The following is a 20549-nucleotide window of genomic DNA, read 5'->3' on the forward strand; positions in this document are numbered from 1 at the left end:
TATACTGACGCCCCCCGCGCCGCTCTGGCCGCTGCGCGCCATAAGCAATTGGCAACTGGTAAGTCTTACGATGATCGACAACCTGGCAGGCGCCGCCGCCGCCGACCTCCATTCGATAGCACCGGACGACATCGATCCCTTGCAGGCCCACTTCCAGGAGGGAGTGGCCCCGGACGAGATCGAGCAGGTCTATCACCTCAAGCGCGCCCAGCCGATGCTGCAGGCGTTCACGGCGCTGTTTCACGGCGGCCAGGACGGCGTGATCGTGCGCCTGCTGGTGCTGCGCGAGCTGGCGGGCGATACCGATGATTCGGCCTTCTCGCGCGCCGACATCAACCAGAAGTTCGCCTACCTGATCCCGGAAAGCCTGGAGACGGTGCTGGGCCGCCTGCGTTCGCACGGCCTGCTGGCCTGGGATAACCCGGCGGCCGTGTACCGCATCACGCCGCTGGCGCGCAACGTGCTGGCCGCGCTCGATACCCTGCTGGCGCTCGGCCGCCCCGAGGAAGACGAGGCCGAGATGGGCTTCCTGCTGTCGCAGGTGGCCGGGGCCCAGGCGGTGGGCGGCGTGACCGTCGACCAGCTCAAGCACCTGCTGGGCCGCCTGCTCGAACTGCACGAGGAATTCCGCGACGCCATCGCCTCGGGTTCCGAATTCCGCCTGCGCGCCTCGCAGGCCAAGTGGCACATGGCCTGCGACTGGGTCGAGAAGGGCTCGGCGATCCTGCGCGCGATCACGTCGAGCGAGCAGGCCGACGCGGCCACCCACAAGGCGGCGCAGGCGATCGGGCGCGCCCAGTCCTCGCTGCTGAACATGCAGGGCATGTTCTCGCGCGCCCTGAACCAGATCGAGCGCCAGCGCGTGCACCTGGGCCAGTCCGGCCTGTCGACCACCGACATCAAGCGCTGGCTGCTGGCGCACGAAGACCTGGCCAGCCTGGCCGAGGGCGCGATCGAGCGTCCGGTGCTGCCGCTGTTCGTCACGCCGGCCGAGATGATCGACGTTGCCGAGACCGAACTGCTGGCCGAGCGCGCCGTGAACGTCGCCCCGGGCGGCCTGCCGAGCGGCGAGGATGCGCCGACGACCATCAACGACAACCCGGCGATGCAGGCGGAGCTGGACGACTGGATCAAGCGCCTGGCCGATTTTGCCAACCTGGACAACTTCCCGGTGATGGCCGAAGGTGCGCCCAGGAGCGTGGCGATCCAGGACTCGCTGCTGCCGGCCAGCTTCGCGGTGGCGTCCTACCGCGCCTCGCTGCTGCCGCTGCTGGGCGATCCGGCCGAGGCCAGCCTGCAGGGCCCGACGGCCGAACTGGCGCGCCTGCCGGTGCGCTTCAGCTCCGAGGACGAGATGGTGCCGCTGGACGACCCGCACGTGGCGGCGATGTCGCGCGCAACCCTTTCAGTGAATTTAGATTTGGACAGCAAAGATGAATGATGATGCACAGATCCTGATTGCGCGGCTGCTCACGCACCAGACCCTGCGCCGCGACGACAAGATGGTCAAGCGCGCGCTGTCCGACGACACCTTCCGCGCCGAGATCGACAAGCGCCTGCTGGAATCCGGCCTGAAGCTGATCGACAACGTGTACGCCGACCACGTCACGCTGGCGCTGCACCGCAACGTCGAACCGAAGATCTTCGGCGCCAGGGACATCTGGCAGAACAACAACTTCGGCCTGACCCGCGACGGCGTGGCCCTGCTGGTGGTGCTGTGGGCGCAGATCATCCTGCCCAAGCGCCAGCGCCAGGAAACCCACCAGGCGATCGACGTCGACCAGTCGGACATGTTCGACAAGGACAACCCGATCCCGCGCGCCGAGGACACCTCGATCGGCATCTCCTACACCGCGCTGCTGGCCGACTTCGGCGACAAGCTGGGCAAGAAGACCCGCATGGACATGAACCTGGGCCTGCTCTCGAAGCTCGGCTTCATCGAACGCCGCGGCGACGTGGTCCTGGAAGGCCCGCTGCTCGACCTGCTGATGGACACCGACCTGCTGAAGGAGCGCATCATCAACGGCGCCCTGGCCGAGGTGTTCAAGCGCGCCCCGCTGGCGGCGGTGCGCCGCGTGGTCAGCGAAGCGGCCAACGAAGCTGCCAACGACGCCGAGCCGGTAGCGGCCGAACCCCAGGAGTAAAGCGCATGTTCCACATTAAATCTCTCGAGCTGGTCCACTGGGACTACTGGCAGCGGATCAAGAACATTCCACTCGACGCCAAGATCATCACCATCGCCGGCCAGAACGGTTCCGGAAAGACCACGCTGCTCGACGCGCTGCGCACTCTGTTCGGCCTGGATTGCTCGATGGGCCGCACCTATAAACACTATGCGCGCCACTCGGGCCAGCAAAGTGCCTGGATCCGCGCCGTGGTCGACAACAAGCCGTCCGGGCGCCAGCTGTCGAACCGCCCGTTCCGCCACAGCGGCTTCTTCAGCGACGACGAAGTCACGCTGTTCTGCCAGGTGCAGAAGAACGGCGGCGACTGGAAGCGCCAGTACCTGATGCGGCCGGGGAATATCGATATCGAGGAAGTCACCGAAGCCACCGACTGGCTGGGCGTGGAAAACTACCGGAAACGCCTGGCCTCGGCCGGCCTGTCGCCGGCGATGTCGAAGGTGCTGGCGCTGGAGCAGGGCGAGACCGACAAGCTGTGCGAATACTCGCCGCGCCAGTTGCTGGACCTGGTGTTCCAGGTGTTCGGCGACAAGGAAGTGCTGGACGCCTACGACGAAGCCAAGCGCCACCAGCGCGACACCGAATCGGAACTGAAGCGCTTCGAGGCCGAGCTGGAAACCTCACGCATCAACCTCGAGGGCCTGCGCCTGCGCGTGGCCAACTACCACCAGTGGGAAGACCTGAACAAGGAACGCCAGGCCCTGCTGGAAGAGGCGCTGCCCAGCCTCGAATACCACGAGGCGCGCGAGAAGGCGGCGCAAACCAGCCGCGCGCTGCGCGAGGCGAAGAAGCCGCTGGTGCAGGCCGACAGCCAGCTGGCCGAGAAGCGCCACGCGCTGGCGGCCCAGCAGCGCGCGCTGACCGAAGCCCAGCAGCAGGAAGTCCAGCTGGAGCAGGAAGCGAACACGCTGGCCGGCCGCCTGACGGAAGTCAACCGCAAGCTCAAGCCCCTCGAAAGCCTGCTGGAGCAGAAGGAACGCCTGCAGAAGCTGGCCGCGGATGCCGGCGCCGACATCGCCGAAGTGTCCGCCCAGCTCGAGGCGAAAGAGGCGCAGCTCGCCAAGAAGAAGACCGAGCGCGACAACCTGGGGGCAAGGATCGCGGAGGCGATGTCGACCATCTCGGCCCTGCAGGGCAAGAGCACGATGCCGGAGCCGGAAGCCCAGCGCCAGATGCGCCGCGCCCTGCGCGATGCGAACATCCCGCATGCGATGCTGTCCGATATCGTCGAAGTGACCGACCCGAAATGGCAGGGCGCGGTCGAGGGCGTGCTGGGCGGCTATGCCTCGGTGGTGCTGCTGGAAAGCGCCAAGGACGCGCCGGCGGCCTATAAACTGGCCGAACAGGAACGCTACCGCCACTTCATCGTGCCGGACTGCGTCAGCGCGCCGGTGGTCAAGGACGACACCCTGCTGTCCGTGGTGCGTTTCAGCTCGAAGGCGCCGTCCTGGCTGATCGACCAGCTCGAGCGCATCGAGCGCGTGGAGTCGGTCGACGCCGGCTTCAAGAGCGATGCCGACGAGTGGATCACGCCGGACGCGTATCACCGCGAACGCCGCGGCGGGCGCTCGCTGTTCGTCGAGCCTTCGCGCTACCGCTTCGGCGCGGCAGGCAAGACCCAGCGCCTGGAAGCGATCCAGAAGTCGCTGCCGGCGCTGGAAGCCCAGGAAGATACGCTGACGCTCGCCATCAGCAAGCTCGCGACCGAGGTGTCGTCCCTGCGCGTGCGCATCGCCGGCGTCGACGCGGTCAAGGAACTGAGCGCGCGCCAGGCCGAATTCGAGGAAGCGACGCGTTCGATCGAGCCGCTCAAGGCCGAGCGCCTGGAAGTCGGCGCGCGCCTGGGCGAGCTGCAGGTGCTGACCAAGAACGCGACCGTCACCCGCACCCGCGCCGACACCGTCTGGCAGAACGCGCGCATGGCGCTGTCCGAAGCCGAAGCCGGCATGCGCCTGAACCACCGCCGCCAGATCGACCAGCGCAGCGAGCATGCGCGTGCGCTGCTGGAGCTGCGCCGCAACTGGCGCCACGTGCCGAAGGCCTGGAAGAGCCTGGCCCGCCGCGCCGCGCTGGTGGCCGCGCACCAGAACGCGCACCAGGTCAAGCTGCGCGTGGGCTCGCTCGACCAGACGCTGGCGCGCAGCGACTGGGAACACGACCCGACCGTGATCGACCAGTACCAGCGCCTGAACGACCAGCTGTCGAACCGCCAGAACGAGACCGAGGAGCGGCGTTACCAGAACAACCGCGCGATCGAGGCCACCGACAACGCGCGCGGCGCCTACATCGAGCGCCTGCGCTACACCATCAAGACCTACTCGAAGAACATCCGCGAGCTGGGCGAACTGGCCAACATCGAAGTCACGGTCGACCCGGTGCGCCTGGAGAACGACGACCTGCAGCTGGCCCAGGCCGGCCTGCACGTGCGCTTCAAGTTCGACGGCAAGGGCCAGATCGGCATGAACGACGGCGAAGCGTCCGGCGGCCAGCAGGTGATGAAGTCGCTGGTTCTCCTCATCGGCCTGCTCAAGTCGGAAGAAGGCTCGGGCGGCTTCGTGTTCATCGACGAACCCTTCGCCCACCTGGACATCCGCAACATCCAGCTGGTCGGCGAATTCCTGAAGAACACCGACGCCCAGTACCTGATGACGACCCCGCTGACCCACAACACGGACGTCTACGACCCGTCGGACCTGACCCTCATCACCAGCAAGAAGAAGAAGGACGTGCAGTGGGCGCAGCCGATCTTCGTGCTGCAGCGCAGGCAGGACCCGGAAGCGGCCAAGGCGGCGTAAGGACCGCGCGCCGAGACGGCGACGGCCGGCAGTCCCAGGGACGCCGGCCGTTTTTCATTGGCGGTGCCGCTGCAGCGTGACGCAGGCCGCTTCGCCGATCGCCTGCCAGTGCTCACGCCGCAGCGCCGCCCGCTTGCGGTGCTTGGCCGACACTTCGGACAAGGGCTTGAGGTAGAAGGGCAGGGCAATCCGCCAGAGCGGCCCCTCCATCGGTACGCCGCCCAGGATTTCCCAGAAGCCGTCGTAGGCGTTCGCGAAATGCCTGGCCTCGGCGGGGGTGTAGGCGCTCTGCCAGACCGATTTGACGGCCACGGCTTCAGCGATGCCGAGCGCCTGCGCAATGCCTTGCAGGGCGGAGAAGCAGAAGAAGCTCGGGGAGTTGTGGGGAAAGGCCCGTTCGAAGGCGGCAAAGGCATCCAGGACGTCGGCGCGGTGGCCCTGGTTGCGCGCGATGAAGGGGACGATGGGCGTGCCGACCCCGGCGAAGGCGCCTTCGACCCAGCTGAAGGACAGCCGGTGCAGGCAGGCGCCATTGGCGCCGCTGATGGCGTGCAGCGCGACCGTCAGGTCGCCTTCCGCGCACAGGCGCGACGCCATCTCGAGCCGGATCTCGAAACGCCAGCCGCCGGCTTCATGCTCATGGCGCCAGAGCGGCAGGCCGCCGTCGCGGTAGACCGCCTGCTTGTAGACGGCATCGAAGGCGCTTTCCTCGAAGCGGTAATGCGCCAGCACGCAGCGCACCCGTGCGCGCAGCGGCATGCCTTGCGCGAGGTAGTAACGGTGACTCAGGTGGTGGTAGACGTCGTCGTGCGCCAGCGCGACGTAGCGGCGGTGGATGTCCAGCGCCAGCAATTGCCGATGGGCGCGTTGGAACATCAGCACCCGCGTGCTGCGCGCGATGCAGGCCAGCCAGGACGGCAGCGGATAGTGGCGGCGTGCCATCCAGTGCCTGGCCAGGAGAGTGAGAACCATCAAGCGCTCCTGATAATTTTAGTCGTATGTACGATGGAATTATCATAGAGGGTTTCGATGGATTGATGAGCACGATTTAGACAAGCGCCTTCAGCAGGTAATCGGTGTCGCGGCGCAGGATCGACTCGTTGAAGCCGAGCAGCACCTTTCCCTCATTCAGCTTGCCGAGCCGGACGTTGGCCTTCTGCAGGCGCTGCTCCAGTCCCGCCAGGCGCTCCGGGCCGATCTCCAGCATGGCCAGGTTGCTGCCGTTGTCGACGCGCCGCACCTTGAAGCCCGGCGTGCGTTCCAGCGCCGCCAGCAGGCGTTCGCCGGCCGCGCGCACGCGCGCATGGCGCTCCTCGACGCCGTCCAGCGCGTCCAGCGCCGGCAGCGCGGCCTGCCAGCCGTGGTAGATCGTGCCGCCGAAGATGTGGCGCAGTTCGCGCGCCTTCGCCATCAGGGGCCTGGGGCCGGACAGCACGCCGCCGAATGGCGCGCCCAGGTATTTGTAGAGCGAGACGTAGACCGTGTCGAAGTGCCCGCAATACGCCTTCACGCCGAAGCCCGGCATGCCGCTCATGAGCAGCAGGCGGGCGCCGTCCAGGTGCGTCGGGATTTTTTTCTCACGCGCCAGCTTTGCAATGCCGGCCACCAGCGCCGGCGTCAATGCCGCGCCCTGGGCCCGGCGCACCGGGCTTTCCAGCGCGATCGCGCCAACCCTGATCGGATACGGCCCGATTTCGGCGCGCTCGATCGCGGCGCCGACTTCCTCCAGCGTGGGCGCCGCCTTGCCGGGCGCCAGCGGCACCAGGTTGATGCCGCTGAGGGTGGTGACGGCGTTCGATTCGTCACGGTAGACGTGGCTTTCCTGCTGTACCAGCGCGTGCCGGTTCTCTCCGCACAGCAGGCGCAGGGCAATGTGGTTGGCCAGGGTCCCGGTCGGCATGAACACCGTGTCCTCCTTGCCGAGCAGGGCGGAGAATGCCGTTTCCAGTTCCGTCACCGCACCCCCGAGCAGGTAGCCGTCGCCCGGCTTCGCATGCTTGTCCAGCAGCGCCTGCAGGCGCGCGGGCTCGCCGGCCAGGCTGCGCGGCAGGGTGTCGCCGGCCAGCAGTACCAGGGTGTCGGTGTCCGCGGCCGGGGCCGCGGTGGACGAGGGAGGCGCGGCGCCGTATTGCGCCCGCGCGCCGCCGGCCGCCAGGCCCAGTGAAGCGATCGGTACGGCTCCGAGGAAACTGCGGCGGTCCAGCGTCATGGGTTCTCCTTGTCTGTGGCCTTACAGCTTCCCGACGTTCTTGCGCAGGCGCTGGCGCCAGCGCATCAGGCTGGCCGAGAAGGTGGCGAAATAAGCGCCCGACAGGCCGACGCAGAACATCGTCGCCGGGCTGTCGGAAAAGCGCGGGTTCGGCTGGCTGCTGCCCTGGTTCATGTAGATCTCGATGCCCAGGTAGATCACGCGCGCCACCAGCAGCATCGCCACCAGGATGCCCATGCGCGTGGGCGGGGTGAAGAAATAGCCTTCGCTGGTGTCTTCGAAGCGGGTGCGGCGCAGGCCATAGGCGCCGAGGCCGATACCGGCGAGCGCGCCGGCCGCCAGCGCCGCCAGTGAGAATGGCCGGTCGCCCAGCTCGGTGACGGGGACCAGCACCATCGCGCCGAACACCAGCAGGCCGGTGTAGTGGCGCGACATGATCGAGCGCTGGCGCACCATCTGGGTTTTCAAACGCTGGTAGATGCGCCAGATCAGTACGGGGACGAGGGCGATGAGGGCGAGGGTGGTAAGGCTCATTGGGTGATGGCGGCGGCGGGGGCGGTGCGCTTGCGCCAGGCAAGCAGGCCGGCCGCGAAAGTCATGTAGTAACCGGCGAGGATGCCGAAGATGAACAGGGTCAGTGGGCTGGTGACGAACTCGTGGTGCGCGAACGACCCCAGTGCATAGTATTCGTAGGCGCGGTAGCCCATGCGGCCCAGGAACAGCAGGGCGACCAGCATGCCGATCGGTGCGTTGGGCGTGAAATAGTATTCATCGCCGACCTGCTCGAACTTGGTGCGGCCGGTGGCGATGCGCGCCAGCACCAGGCCCAGCGGCAGCCCGGCGCCGAGGCCGGCCAGCGCGATCGGCGCAGTCTGCAGGCTCAGCGCCGCCAGCACCAGGACCAGCAGCGGGAAAAAGACCAGGGTCGTGCGGTGGCGCCACACCTTCGAGCGCTGGCGGGTCGTCAGGCGCTTGATGCGGCTGTACACGCGCCACAGCACCAGCGGGACGAGGACGGCGGCAACGACGGGAGTGGGCAGCATGGCGATTTCCTTGGTGTCGAATCCGCCATTGTAATCCAGCCGGGCGTCGGCAAACTAAGCTGCGTGTTAATGTTTTGGCTTCGCAAGCAGGAGAAACGACCATGATTCCAGCCCCGATCCATGCCCACCGCGCCCCCGATCCGGCGCCCATCGAAGAGCCGCCCAAGGAGCCCTTCGACACGCCCGATCCGCACCAGCCGCCGATCCGCACGCCGATGAACGACGAGCCGGATACCGATCCGAATCCCAGCGTGGCGCGCACCCTGCACTGATTTTCCCGTACAACTTCTTCCTCCTACCCGCCGCGAATTGACGGCGGCCGGATACCGGCCTAGCATTTCGATGAATGTCTAATTAGATGTTTCTCAAACTAGGAGAATGCCATGACGATGACGATGGGACCCCGTGTCCTGACACTGTTGGCGATGCTGACGCTGATGCTGGGCGCGGCGGCGCAGGCGGCGGACGCTCCCGCCGGCGAGCGGCCGATTGCGCTGGAGACGCCGGGCGGCGCCGTCCACGGCACCCTGCGCCTGCCTGCCGGCGCGGAAAAGATGCCGGTGGTCCTGATCGTCGCCGGCTCGGGACCCACCGACCGCGACGGCAACAGCGCCATGATCCCGGGCCGCAACGACAGCCTCAAATTGCTGGCCGAGGCCCTGGCCCAGGCCGGTTTCGCATCGGTCCGCTACGACAAACGCGGCATCGCCGCAAGCCGGGCCGCCGCGCCGGAGGAAGCGCAGCTGCGTTTCGACACCTATGTCGAGGACGCCGCGGCCTGGATCGCGACACTGAAGGCCGACCCGCGCTTCACCTCGGTGGCGGTGATCGGCCACAGCGAAGGTGCGTTGATCGGCATGCTGGCCGCGCAGCGGGCCGGCGCCGCCGCCTACGTGTCGCTGGCCGGGGCGGCCGAAGGGCCGGCCGCCGTGCTGCGCAAGCAGTTTGCCGGCAAGCTGCCGCCGCCGCTCGCGGCCGACAACGAGCGCATCCTGGGCGCACTGGAGCAGGGGCGGACGGTGGCCGAAGTCCCGCCGGCGCTGGCGGCCTTGTACCGGCCCAGCATGCAGCCCTACCTGATTTCGTGGATGAAGTATGTGCCCACCGAGCAGATCGCCAGGCTGCGCATGCCGGTGCTGATCGTGCAGGGCAGCACCGACATCCAGGTCGATGCCGCCCAGGCGCGGGCGCTGAAGGCGGCCCGTCCGGATGCGGCGCTGGTGCTGATTCCCGACATGAACCACGTGCTGAAGGAGGTGCCGCTCGATTCCCAGCACCCGTTGGCGTCGTATGGCGATCCGTCGCTGCCGCTGCATCCGCAGCTGGCGGGCAGCGTGACCGCTTTCCTGCGCACGGCCTTCGCGGGCGGCAAGGCGCAAACGCGCTAGGCGGCCGGTCTGTTCACGAGGGCCAGCAGCAGCTGCTCCATGTTCACCGGTTTCACGAGCCGGGTGTCGAAGCCGCTGCGCAGCGCGCGATCGCCGTCGACTTCCTGTCCCCACCCGGTCACCGCCACCAGGGTCGCATCCTTGCCCCAGGCCTGCTGCCGGACCCACTGGGCGATCTCGTGACCGGTCGCCCCGGGCATGCCGATGTCGAGGACCAGTACCTGCGGGCGGATGCGGGACGCCAGCTCGATGGCGGCCAGGCCGTCGTAGGCCGTGTGGACGGTGTAGCCTTGCAGGGCCAGGAAGTCGGCCAGCAGGTCGGCCGCGTCGGTATTGTCGTCGGCCAGCAGCACATCGACGGGCGTACCCGCGCCGCCGGCTGCGCCCGGCATCGCATCGGCCACGGCGGCCTGCTGCTCCTGCTCCTGCTCCTGCTCCTGGGCGAGCGGCAGCGTCACACGCAGGCGCGTTCCCTGGCCCAGGCCCGCGCTGTACGCGGCAACCGTGCCGCCGTGGAGCTCGACCAGGGACTTGACCACCGCCAGTCCGATCCCGAGTCCCGGCGTTCCCCCATGCGTCTTGGTCTGCGCCTGCGAGAACATGTCGAACACGTCTTCCAGCCGGTGCGCCTCGATCCCGATGCCGTTGTCGCTGACCTCGACGACCGCCAGGCCGCCTTCCTGCGCGATCCGGACCCCGATCCGTCCCCCGGCGGGCGTGAACTTCGCCGCATTGTTCAGCAGGTTGCTCAGCACCTGGGTCAGGCGGACTTCGTCGCCCTCGACGATCACCGGCCCGGCAGGCAGCGACAGCCCGAGCTGCTGGCCCTTTTCCTGCAGCGCCGGGCGCGCACTGTCGCAGCCCATCTCGACCACCTGACTCAGGTCGAGGCGCTCGCGCTCGAGCTCCACGCGGTCATGGGTAATGCGGCTCAGGTCCAGCAGTTCTTTCAGCAGCTTGGCCATGTGGCTGATCTGGCGGTCGATGACGTCGGTCGCGCGCGCCACGGTCGCCATGTTCCCGCCGGCCTGGCGCAGCAGGGCGACCGAATAACCGGCCGCGGCCAGCGGGTTCCTCAACTCGTGCGCGAGGATCGACAGGAAGTTGTTTTTCTGGCGGTCCGCCTTCTCGAGTTCTTCGCGCTGGCGCTCGAGGTTCTGCTGGATGCGCACGTCCGCGCTGATGTCGCGGGCGGTGCCGATGATCGTCACCGGGGCGCCCGCGGCATCGTGCAGGACCTTGCCGCTCGACTCGATCCAACGCGTGACCCCGTCGGCGCCGACGGCCCGGAACCGGACCTGGTAGAACCGCTTGCCGCCCAGCGCGGCGTTCCATTCGGCCAGCACGGCCGCATGGTCGTCCGGGTGCATATCGTCCAGCCAGGCCTGCAGGTTCGCATGGGTGAAGCCGGCGGGCCGCCCGAACATCGGGCCCATGGCGTCCGAATACGACGCCGCATTCGTGTCGAGGGCGACCTGCCAGGTTGCCATGTGCGCCGACTGCAGCGCGATTTCCAGCCTCGCCTTGGCCAGCGACTCGCGCGCCAGGGCCTGCTCGACCTGGCTGCGCTGCTCCAGACGCTCGAGGCAGGAACGCACCGCATAGCCGATGCGCGGATAGTGCTTGGCGGTCTTGGTGATGTAGTCGTCCAGGCCTTCCTTCATGGCCTCGACCGCCACCTCCTCGTTGCCGCTGGCGGTGAACATGATGACTGGGCGCTCCGGGAAGCGCCGCTTCAGTTCGCGCAGCACGCTGATGCCGTCGGTAAAGCGCAGGCGGTAATCGGTGATCGTGACGTCGAACAGGCTGTTGTCGATCGCCTCTGCCATGGCTTCGGCGGTGCCGGCCTGCATGATCCCGATGTCGCCGAAATGGCGGCGCAGCTCGCGGGCGACCAGGGCGCGATCGTCCGGACTGTCGTCGATCAGGAGGACGGTGAAGCTCATACTTTTTCCTGGATGATGCTACATGGCAGGCACAGCCGGAAGGAGGTTCCCGCCGCTGTGGGTTCGACCCGTACGTTGCCGCCCAGGCGCTCCATGGCCTTGCGCACGATGGCCAGGCCGATCCCGGTGCCCGGATACTCTTCCTCGCCATGCAGCCGTTCGAATACGCCGAAGATCCGGTCGTGCTGTTCGGGCGGGATGCCGATGCCGTTGTCGCTGACCCACACATGCGCGACCTTGCCATCTTCGCGGGCGTGGATCCTGAGCGTGGGCGTGACGCCGGGGGGGACGAACTTGATCGCATTGCCGATCAGGTTTTCGAACACCTGCACCAGCAGCGCTTCGTTGCCGAGCACCATGGGCAAGGGAGGGACGAGCTCGACCTGGGCCCGGCTGCGGGAGAGCTGGTTTTCCATGTCGGACAGCGCCAGCCGGACCACCCGGCCGAGGTCGACCGGCTGCAGCCTGAGCTCGGCGCGTGACAGCTGGCTGTAGTTCAGCAGGTCGGTGATCAGGCGGTCCATGCGCCGTGCGGAATCGCCGATCCGCGCCAGGAAACCGCGGCCCTGCCTGCTCAGGCGCGGGGCTTCGTCTTCCAGCAGGGCATCGGCATAAGCTTCGACGTTCCGCAACGGGGCACGCAGGTCGTGCGCGACGGTGCGGGCAAAGGCGCGCAATTCGGTGTTCGCTTCGGCCAGGCGCTCCGTGCGTTCCTGGATGCGGTGCTCGAGCAGCGCATTGGCTTCGCTCAGATGCCGCTGCGATTGTTTCAGTTCGGTGACTTCGAGGGCACCGATCACGGCCCCGGCCGGCTTGCCGTTCACCATCATCGGATGGCAGCTCAGGATCCAGTCGCGCACCACGTCGGGCTGCAGGGAGGTACTGCCCGACACTTCGATGCGCGCGCGTTCCTTCATGCTGGCGATGACTTCCCGCAGCATCGCGGGCAGGTCGATATGGTTGGGTGCACAGGTCCGGATGCGCAGCACCGATTCCAGCGGCTGGCCGGCGGCCTGCGCGTCGTCCAGCCCGACGAGCCGCTCCGCCACCGGATTCATGAACTGGACCCTGCCGTGCAGGTCGGTGGCGATGACAGCGTCGCCGATGCTGCGCAGCGTGGCCCTCAGTCTTGCCTGCTCGGTACGCATCAGGACGGCATCCTGGCGTGCCATGGCACGCACGAACAGCAGCAGCGCGATCGAGAGCACGGCGACCGCGCCGGTGGCCACGATGGTCCGGGTAAGGTCGCGGTTGACCGAGACGGTACGCAGGGCCAGCAAGCGTTCCTCTTCGGCGCGCAGGGTCGCGGCCTGGGCCTGGATGGCGCGGCGCAGGGTGCGCATGCGTGCATGGTCTTCCTGCGGCCGCCGCCGCAGGCCCGCCGTCAGCGCCTGGCTGAAGCTGTCGAGCAGGCTCCGGTAGCGCACCAGCGCCCGTTGCTGGACCGGATTGTCGCTGGTCAGCTCGCGCAGCGTCTGCCATTCGCGGGGAATCTCGGCCAGCCTGGCGGCGAGGTCGGCACGGTCTTGCGGGTCGTCGTCGATGAGCAGGGTTTTTTGCAGTGCATCCGCCTCGTTCACCAGGCTGATCGTCCCTTGCAGCCGCACCAGCACTTCCTGGGTATGGAGCACCCAGCGCCTGGATTCGATCGTGCGGCCGAGGCTGTCGGCGAGCGTGGCGGTGGCGGCGACCAGGATCACGATGCTGATCGCCGTCGCATAGTTAACGAAGCGGGTTGTCCTTTGTATGAGCATCGACCTGTAAAGCCTGTCTTGTCATTCGCCCTGCATAAAAATTCATTGTAGCAAATGCGTTGAAGACAGGCGCGCTCCAGGTTTTCCTCAGTCGAAGGCCCATGAGTACAGCACATCCAGCGCCGTGTTGGTGCCGGTCTGGAGCGCAAGGGTAATGCGCGGCGTGAGCTTGTAGCGCAGCCGCACCACGCTGGTGGCGGTGGCGGCGCCCTGCTCGAAGCTCAGGTAGAGGCGCGAGGAGATGCGCTTGCCGACCGTCACCACGGTGTTGGCCAGCCCCGGTTGCTGGCCAGCGCCCTGGCGCACGCCGAATTCGTCGACGCCGAGGGCGTTCGCCAGCTTGCTCTGGATGCCGCCGGTGCCGCCCTTGCCACCCAGCAGGGCGCCGGCGGCCGCGCTCAGGACGTCGGCCTCGTTGCCGGTCGTGCTTTCCATGCCGTGGCCCAGCACCAGCCAGGACAGCTTGTCGCTGTCCGACACGTTCGGCGTCGACACCAGCTTGGCCGTCGGCGACAGCGCGGTGCCGCGCACCTGCACCCCGGCTTCGACGTTGGTCTCGCTGAGCTGTTCGCCTTCCGGACGCTTGCGCACGGCGAGGATGTCGATCGACGGGTTGTCGTACGGGCCGCTGAAGGTGACCACCCCGCGTTCGATCGCCAGGCGCTGGCCGTAGGCCGCATAGGTGCCGCTCACGGTCTGCACGCTGCCGTTGATGCGCGGCGGGCCGTCGCCGACCTTGCGCACGTGGACGCTGCCGGCCAGGTAGGCGTCGGCGCCCATGCCGCGCAGGTGGAAGTCGTCGCCGAGGTCGGCCGTCAGGTCGATCGTCAGCGGCACCGCGGCTTCCTTCTTCGCCGGCGCGTTCTTCGGATTGCCGCGGCCGAGCACGACCACGTCGTCGGACAGGGTAGGACGGTCCTGCGGCGCGAACTCGACCAGTGCGCGGTCGGCCTTGAAATTGCCCTCGACGCTGAAGCGGCGCGGGTCGCGCACGACGCTGGCCTGGCCGCTCACGATCACGGTGCGGTCCGGGCGCGACAGCACTTCGAGCTTGTCGGCCACCAGCTTGAGGTTCATGGCCGCCTCGCCGCCGGCAAAGCGCACGTTGCCGTCGATCAGCGCGCGGCCGCTGTTGCCCTCGAAGGCGAAGCGCTGCAGCTGCAGGGTGTCGCCCGACAGTAGCGCGCGCAGCTGGCCGTTGCGCAGGCGGACGCCCTGATCCGGCCAGCGCACCGCGAGCCGGTCGCCGTTCACGGTGCCGTTCAGGGTCGGCGCGCCGACCGTGCCGGTGCCGGTGACGGCCAGGTTCAGGGAACCGTCCACTTCCAGTCCGGGCTGGCCGATCAGCGGCGAGACCCAGGCCAGCGAGCCGAGGTTCGCCGTTGCGCTCAGGTGCAGCGGGCTGTCGTTGTCGAGGCGGCCGCGGATCATCTGCGCGGTGGCGTCGACCTTGGCGGCGCCAATCTTGCTGCCGTCGACCGCCAGCTGGGCCCGCAGCGCGCCGCCATTCACGTCGGCGCGCAGGTCGAGCTGGCGCAGGCCGAGCACGACCGGGGCGATGTCGCCGGCGATCAGGTCGCCCTTCTCGCGGAACACGTGCACATTGCCGTCCAGGGCCGGGGCCGCGCCGGCGGTGGCGGGCGCGCGCATGTCGAGCGCCCAGTCGGCGCCGAGCGTCATGTCGCCGCGCAGGTTCTGGCGGATCGCGTCGGAAGCCTGCGCCAGGTAGCTGACCGGCACCCCGGTGGCGCTGCCGCGGCTGGTCCAGCGCGGGCCATTCTTGGCCAGCGACGCGATCGTGACCGAGCCGGAAGGCAGGCGGATCGTGGCGTTGCTGAAGGCGATCTGCTCCGGGCTTGCCAGCCCTTTCACGCCCGCGCCGGGCGCGCCGGCGATGCGCAGCGGGGCCGGCGCCGCCAGCGTGAGGGCATAGCGGCCGCGGTTCTGCAGGGCGTTCAGGGTGCCGCTCCAGGCATTGTTCGCATAGCCGCCGCTGACGGCGACGCTGGCGTCGAAGCTGTCGCTGCGCGCCGCGGCCGTGATGCTGTGGGCGCCGCGCGTGCCGCTCGATTGCAGGCGCGCCGTCGCGATATGCGTCTCGCCGCTGGCGTAGTCGGCGATCTGGACGTCGAGCGCCAGCGGATCGGCGGCGCCGCGTCCGGAACCGAGGTTCGCGGTGGCGCGCAGCGATTTCAGGTTCTGGGTGCCCATCAGCCTCAGGTTCTGGCCGTCCAGCGTGGCCGTCAGCGAGGGCATGTCGATCGTGCCCGAGACGGTGCCGGAGCCGCGCAGCACGCCGCCGAAGTCGGGGCCGAGCGCGGCCAGCTGGGGCGCGTCGACGCGCCATTGGAGCGTGTCGTGCCCGCTGCCGAAGGCACCGCGCGCGGCCACCACGTTGGCGCCCAGGTGCAGGTCGATGTCGGCGTTCGAGACGTGGCGCTTGTCGGCGGTGAGCTTCGCATAGCCCCACAGCGGCGAATTCGACAGCGTCGACTGCGCCAGCGTGAGGTTGAGCGATCCGCCCAGGTTGGCGCCGCTGCGTCCGCTGGCGTCGAAGGTGCCGTTGATGCTGCCGGCAAAAGGCGAGCCGAAGGCGGCCGGGTTCAGCTTCTGCATCGAACCGGTGGCCTTGAGCTCGACCACTTTCGCATCCTTGCTGCCAGCCAGCCAGGCTTCGCCGCTGGCATGCAGCGCGCCGTTGTCGACCTTGCGCTGCTTCGCCACCCAGCCCAGGTTGCGGGCGTCGAGCTCGAAGCTGGTGCGCGGCGCATCCATGCTGCCGCTGACGACGCCGTTCGCTACCAGCGCGCCATACAAATTGCTGCGAACGGCAGACAGCTCGCGGCCGTCCACGCGCCAGGCCAGCTGTTCGCCCGGCCTGCCGAAGGCGCCGCGCAGGTCGACCGTGTTCTGGCCCAGCGCCAGGGTGGCGTTCACGTCGTGCACATGGGCGCCGTGCGCGGAGTCGCCGTCGGCATCGAGCTTGCCGCGGCCCGACAGCGGCTGGTCGAACAGGCGGCTCGGGCGCAGCGCGAAGTCGGCCGCGACCTGCCATTGCGGGGAGAGGCTGCCTGCCGCATTGATCTCGGCATTGATGTCGGCCTTCGTGAAATCGCCGAAGGCGGCCGGATCGAGGCGGCTGGCCACCGCGTTGACCTTGAACGGCTTCTTGTCGAGCAGGTTCGCGCTGCCCGTCAGGCGTACGCTGCCCTGGCCGGCCGAGACGCGCGCCTCGCGCACGCTGAGGACGTTGTTCTGCAGCGCGGCCTCGGCCACCAGGCGCATGCCGGCGTCGACCAGGTTCACGTTCAGGGTCTGCGTGTCCTGGGTATTCGCGATCCGCAGGTCGCCGGCGATCGCGGTCTTCTTCATGCTGCCGTGGAGCTGCTTGAGGTCGAGGCGGTCGGTGTGCAGCGCGAACTGCGCGGTGCCGATGCCTTTTTCTTCCGGACCGCGTTCGACGCTGCCGCTGCCCGTGAAGCGGCCGGCGCCACCCAGGTCAAGCAGCACGTCGCCGATCTTCATGGACGACAGGTTGCCGCCCAGTTGGCCGCGCATCGCCCGCAGCGGCAGGCGCTGCTGGTCGATGGTGCCCTGCGGGCCGTCGTTGGTGAGATCCACCGAACCGCTGATGTTGCGGTTCGGGTCGAGCCGTGCCGCCACCGCCAGGTTCAGGTCGGCCGTCGGCAGCGAGGGTCCGAAGAAGCCCGGATCGATGTTCTTCGCGTTCAGGGTGAAGGCTTGCAGCGGGATGTCGGCGAAGGGCGACAGCACCAGATTCGCCGTGCCCTGGGCGCGCGCGGCCTGGCCGCTGGCGTCGATGACCGTCTTCTGCAGGTCGCCGCCGGCGTGCAGCTTCAGTTGCGGGAGGATGGCGCCCGGCTGCGTCTGGGATTGCGCGCCGGGCGCCTGGCTCAGGCTCGCATCGGCGTTCAGCTTGTAGGGGAGCGTGTTGGCGATGGTGCCGCTGGCCGCCACCTGGCCCCAGGGCGTGTTCGCCTTCGCGTAATCGAGCTTCCAGCGTTCCTGGTCGCCGTGCAGGCTGGCGCGGACGTCGTCGATGGGCGTCTCCGCGCCCTTGCTGACGAAGACGAGCTTCGCCAGGCGCGCGTCTTCCACCGCGATCTTGAAGGGCGGCGCCAGGCGGGTCGGCATCGTGCTCGGTTCCGTGCTTTGCTTGAGCGTCTCCATGCGCAGCGACCTCGCGTACAGCTTGTCGATCTCGACGCCGCGCGACAGGTATTGCCAGGGCTTCCAGTCGATGTCGATGTCGTCGCCCGTCATCAGCTGTGTCTCGGTGCGGAACACGACGTGGCCGATGTGCATGTGGCCGTACAGCGAGCCGGACACCCCCTCGAGGGTGAGCTTGCCGCCGCTGGCCTTGGCGACGCGCTGCGCGATCATCTGCAGCGTGGTCTCGCGGCCCAGGTACCAGACCACGCCGCCGAGGACGACGGCGGTGACGGCCACCCCGATCGCGACCCGGCGCGGCCAGCGGCGCGGCTTGTTTTTTTCGGGCGTGTCGGGGGTGTGTGCGTCGGCGCTCATCAGAAAGTGAATCCCAGGGAGAAGTGCAGGCGGACCTTGTGCACCGCCTTGCCATACGCAAGGTCGACGGCGACCGGGCCGACCGGGCTGCGCCAGCGCGCGCCCACGCCGTAGCCGACCTTGGGTTTGAGGTCGCTGAAGTTGTCGGCGGCGTTGCCGGCGTCGACGAATACGGCCGCGCCCCAGGGCGGCTTGAACCAGTAATCGTACTCCGTGCTGGCGGTGATCAGGTAGCGGCCGCCCGTGATGGCGCTGCCCACGGGGATGCCCAGCTGCTGGTAGCCGTAGCCGCGCACCGACTGGTCGCCGCCGGCACGGAACAGGAAGGTCGACGGCACCTTGTCCTTGTCCTTCGAGCCGACCGCGCCGAATTCACCGCGCAGGATCAGGGTGCCGGACGGGCCCAGCGGCTTGTAGGCGAGACCGCGCAGGTAGAGGCGCACGAAGGGCTCGTCGGTCAGGATCGGCAGCGGCGCCGCTCCCAGCTGCAGGTTGGCGATATAGCCGCGGGTCGGCAGCACCAGGCTGTCCAGCGCGCGCCTGGTGATCGAGAAGGTCAGCGGCAGCGCCTTCGTGCGCCTGGTCGGCAGGTCGTCGATGGTGAGCTGCTCGGTCAGCGCTTCCAGCCTCAGGCTGCGTTCCAGCGTCGGCGAGCCCCAGGCGCGGGTGGCATGGATGCTGGTGGTGCGGGTGATCTGGCCGCGCACGTCCTCGCGGTCGTAGCCGGCACCGACGCTGTTGCTGTAGCCGCTGGTCGTGGTCGGCCAGTAGAAATCGGCGCGCGCCTGCTGCCGCAGCTGCTCGTACAGCACATTGCTCTTCATGCGCTTGCCGAACACGTTCAGGTCGTCGTAGTTGGCCTGGGCGCGGGCGCCGGTGTTGGTCGAATAACCGAGGCCGACGGACACGTTCTTGCGCTTGTTCTCCGTCACACGCACCAGCACCGGCATGGTGACCGGGCCGGACGATGCTTCGGGCTGGGCGCCCTGGCCCTGGTTCAGCTCATTGACCTGCGTACGCAAGGCCGAGCTCATGTCGACGCTCACTTCCACGCTGCTGAAGTAGCCGGTGTCCTGCAGGCGGCCCTGCAGGGCCTGCAGCGCGGCTTCGCTGTACTGGTCGCCGGGGTGGATCTGGTTCAGGTTCTCGATGATCTCGGGCCGGTAGCGGCTCAGGCCCTCGATCCGGAGCGCGCCGAAATGCACGTCCGGTCCGCTGTCGATCACGACCTTGAGCAGGGCGCGGTGGGTGTCCGGATCGACGGTGGCGCTGGAGTCGATCAGCTGGGCACGCGGAAAGCGCGACTGCGCGATCTGGCGCACCATGCCGCGCTTGGCCGATTCCCAGTCGGCGGTGCGAAAGCGCGCACCCACCGGCAGGGTCCAGCGGTTGCGCAGGGCGGCGGCGTCCACCGGGGCGCTGCCCTTGTCGAAGGGGACGAAGCCGCGCAATTCGATGTCGACGTCGCCGACCGTCACCGGCACGCCGGGGTCGACGATCACGCGCGCGACCGGCGTGCCGCCTGAGGTATCCAGTCCGCTGGAAATCTTGGGTGAGTAGTAGCCTTCGGTGGCGACCAGGGTTTTCGCTTCCTCGGGGGCGTTGCGCACCAGGCGCTGCAGCTGTTCGAGGTCGACGCGCGGGTTGCCGCGCCAGCGCTCCAGGTCGAGATTCTTTTCGAGCAATTCGCGCAGGTTGCGTGGCGCCTCGATCCGCACCTCGTAGCGGACCGCGCGCTGCTCGGGGGCTTCCACCGGAATCGGCGCGGCGGGTGCGCGCTCCTGCTCCTGCAACTGCTTTTGCGTCTGGCCCGTCGTCGTGGTTGGCGCCGGGACCTGGTCTTGCGGCTGTGCCGGGGTGTGTGCCTGTGCTGCAGCGCCCACGGAGGCGCACAGCGCGTTCACGGTCAGCACGATTTGTGCCAAAATTCGTGGTCGCGCCGGCGCAAGTGGCTCCATCTTGTGGGGTCGTGCGGGCAATTGTCTCTCCATTCTATGCTCTGCCGGCCACATCTTAACGGATTGTCAAAAGTGGCGGCGGACGCTTTAATTCAGGAATATCAACATGTATCCAGCTGATTCCGCGCTCGTCCTGTTCAGCGGCGGCCAAGACTCCACCACCTGTTTGGCCTGGGCCCTGCAACGCTATGCACGCGTCGAAACGATCGGCTTCGACTACGGCCAGCGCCACGCGATCGAGCTGGAAGTGCGCCCGACGGTGCTGGCCAAGATGCGTGCCCTGTCGCCCGAATGGGACCGCGGCCTTGGCGAGGACCACATGATCGACCTGTCGCTGATCGCGAAGATCTCGGACACGGCGCTGACCAGCAATGTCGAGATCCGGATGCAGGAGAACGGCTTGCCGAACACCTTCGTGCCGGGCCGTAACCTGCTGTTCATGACGGTGGCGGCGACGGTCGCCTACCGCCGCGGCCTGAACGTGCTGGTGGGCGGCATGTGCGAGACCGATTTCTCCGGCTACCCGGACTGCCGCGACGACACCATGAAGGCCCTGCAGGTCGCCCTCAACCTGGGCATGGCCACGCGCCTGAAGGTCGAGACCCCGCTGATGTGGATCGACAAGAAGCAGACCTGGGAACTGGCCGAGCAGTGCGGCGGCCAGGCCCTGGTCGACCTGATCCGCTTCGACACCCACACCTGCTACCTGGGCGAGCGCGGCGCCG

At 68.2% G+C, this 20549-nt stretch carries 14 protein-coding genes; 6 read left to right on the forward strand and 8 right to left on the reverse strand.

The annotated features are described in order from the left end of the window. The first annotated feature begins 70 nt into the window (after positions 1–70). Genes ACI48D_RS11310 through ACI48D_RS11320 form a run of 3 tightly spaced genes read left to right on the forward strand, consistent with a single transcriptional unit; the run spans position 71 to position 4978 of the window. Complete coding sequence (locus ACI48D_RS11310; RefSeq protein WP_435571310.1) at positions 71–1441, forward strand: hypothetical protein; 1371 nt, start codon at positions 71–73, stop codon at positions 1439–1441. After that, positions 1434–2144 carry a hypothetical protein gene (locus ACI48D_RS11315; protein WP_435571311.1) on the forward strand — a complete coding sequence of 237 codons (711 nt, stop codon included), beginning with the start codon at positions 1434–1436 and terminating at the stop codon, positions 2142–2144. Before ACI48D_RS11310 ends, ACI48D_RS11315 begins: the two co-directional genes overlap by 8 nt. Positions 2145–2149: 5 nt before the next feature. Continuing rightward, the gene (locus tag ACI48D_RS11320) at positions 2150–4978 is read left to right on the forward strand and encodes an ATP-binding protein (RefSeq protein ID WP_435571312.1); all 2829 of its coding nucleotides are present in this window, start codon (positions 2150–2152) and stop codon (positions 4976–4978) included. Positions 4979–5032: 54 nt separating this feature from the next. On the opposite strand, the gene ACI48D_RS11325 is transcribed toward ACI48D_RS11320, so the two are convergent. The 4 genes from ACI48D_RS11325 to ACI48D_RS11340 all read right to left on the reverse strand — a co-directional run bounded on the left by ACI48D_RS11325 (position 5033) and on the right by ACI48D_RS11340 (position 8230). After that, positions 5033–5950 carry a DUF535 family protein gene (locus ACI48D_RS11325; RefSeq protein WP_435571313.1) on the reverse strand — a complete coding sequence of 306 codons (918 nt, stop codon included), beginning with the start codon at positions 5948–5950 and terminating at the stop codon, positions 5033–5035. A 76-nt stretch (positions 5951–6026) separates the two neighbouring features. Further along, a complete protein-coding gene (locus ACI48D_RS11330; RefSeq protein WP_435571314.1) occupies positions 6027–7187 on the reverse strand; it encodes a threonine aldolase family protein in 1161 nt (386 codons plus the stop codon). A 21-nt stretch (positions 7188–7208) separates the two neighbouring features. Continuing rightward, entirely contained in the window at positions 7209–7721 is a 513-nt protein-coding gene (locus tag ACI48D_RS11335) for a hypothetical protein (RefSeq protein WP_435571315.1), read from the reverse strand. Further along, positions 7718–8230: a hypothetical protein gene (locus ACI48D_RS11340; RefSeq protein ID WP_435571316.1), complete on the reverse strand. Its 513-nt coding sequence runs from the start codon at positions 8228–8230 to the stop codon at positions 7718–7720. Before ACI48D_RS11340 ends, ACI48D_RS11335 begins: the two co-directional genes overlap by 4 nt. A 101-nt stretch (positions 8231–8331) precedes the next feature. On the opposite strand from ACI48D_RS11340, the gene ACI48D_RS11345 reads away from it, so the two are divergent. Both ACI48D_RS11345 and ACI48D_RS11350 read left to right on the forward strand, forming a co-directional pair. Beyond that, entirely contained in the window at positions 8332–8502 is a 171-nt protein-coding gene (locus ACI48D_RS11345; protein WP_435571317.1) for a hypothetical protein, read from the forward strand. Between the two features lie 111 nt (positions 8503–8613). Then, positions 8614–9618 carry an alpha/beta hydrolase gene (locus tag ACI48D_RS11350; RefSeq protein ID WP_435571318.1) on the forward strand — a complete coding sequence of 335 codons (1005 nt, stop codon included), beginning with the start codon at positions 8614–8616 and terminating at the stop codon, positions 9616–9618. Here ACI48D_RS11350 and ACI48D_RS11355 read toward each other — a convergent pair. The 4 genes from ACI48D_RS11355 to ACI48D_RS11370 form a co-directional block, all read right to left on the reverse strand. Next, entirely contained in the window at positions 9615–11564 is a 1950-nt protein-coding gene (locus tag ACI48D_RS11355) for a response regulator (protein ID WP_435571319.1), read from the reverse strand. The two genes, ACI48D_RS11350 and ACI48D_RS11355, sit on opposite strands and share 4 nt — an antisense overlap. Then, positions 11561–13318, reverse strand: a complete 1758-nt coding sequence (locus ACI48D_RS11360; protein WP_435571320.1) for a sensor histidine kinase — start codon at positions 13316–13318, stop codon at positions 11561–11563. The genes ACI48D_RS11355 and ACI48D_RS11360 overlap by 4 nt, the downstream gene beginning before the upstream one ends. A gap of 87 nt (positions 13319–13405) precedes the next feature. Beyond that, complete coding sequence (locus tag ACI48D_RS11365) at positions 13406–17866, reverse strand: translocation/assembly module TamB domain-containing protein (RefSeq protein WP_435571321.1); 4461 nt, start codon at positions 17864–17866, stop codon at positions 13406–13408. Then, positions 17866–19779, reverse strand: coding sequence for an autotransporter assembly complex protein TamA (locus ACI48D_RS11370; RefSeq protein ID WP_435571322.1), 1914 nt, complete (start codon positions 19777–19779; stop codon positions 17866–17868). The genes ACI48D_RS11365 and ACI48D_RS11370 overlap by 1 nt, the downstream gene beginning before the upstream one ends. 151 nt (positions 19780–19930) lie before the next feature. Here ACI48D_RS11370 and queC point away from each other — a divergent pair. Then, on the forward strand, positions 19931–20549 hold a 619-nt coding region (gene queC, locus ACI48D_RS11375; protein ID WP_435571323.1), incomplete at its 3' end, for a 7-cyano-7-deazaguanine synthase QueC.

This window comes from Massilia sp. LXY-6 (genome assembly GCF_051233485.1).
Lineage (GTDB): Bacteria > Pseudomonadota > Gammaproteobacteria > Burkholderiales > Burkholderiaceae_D > Telluria.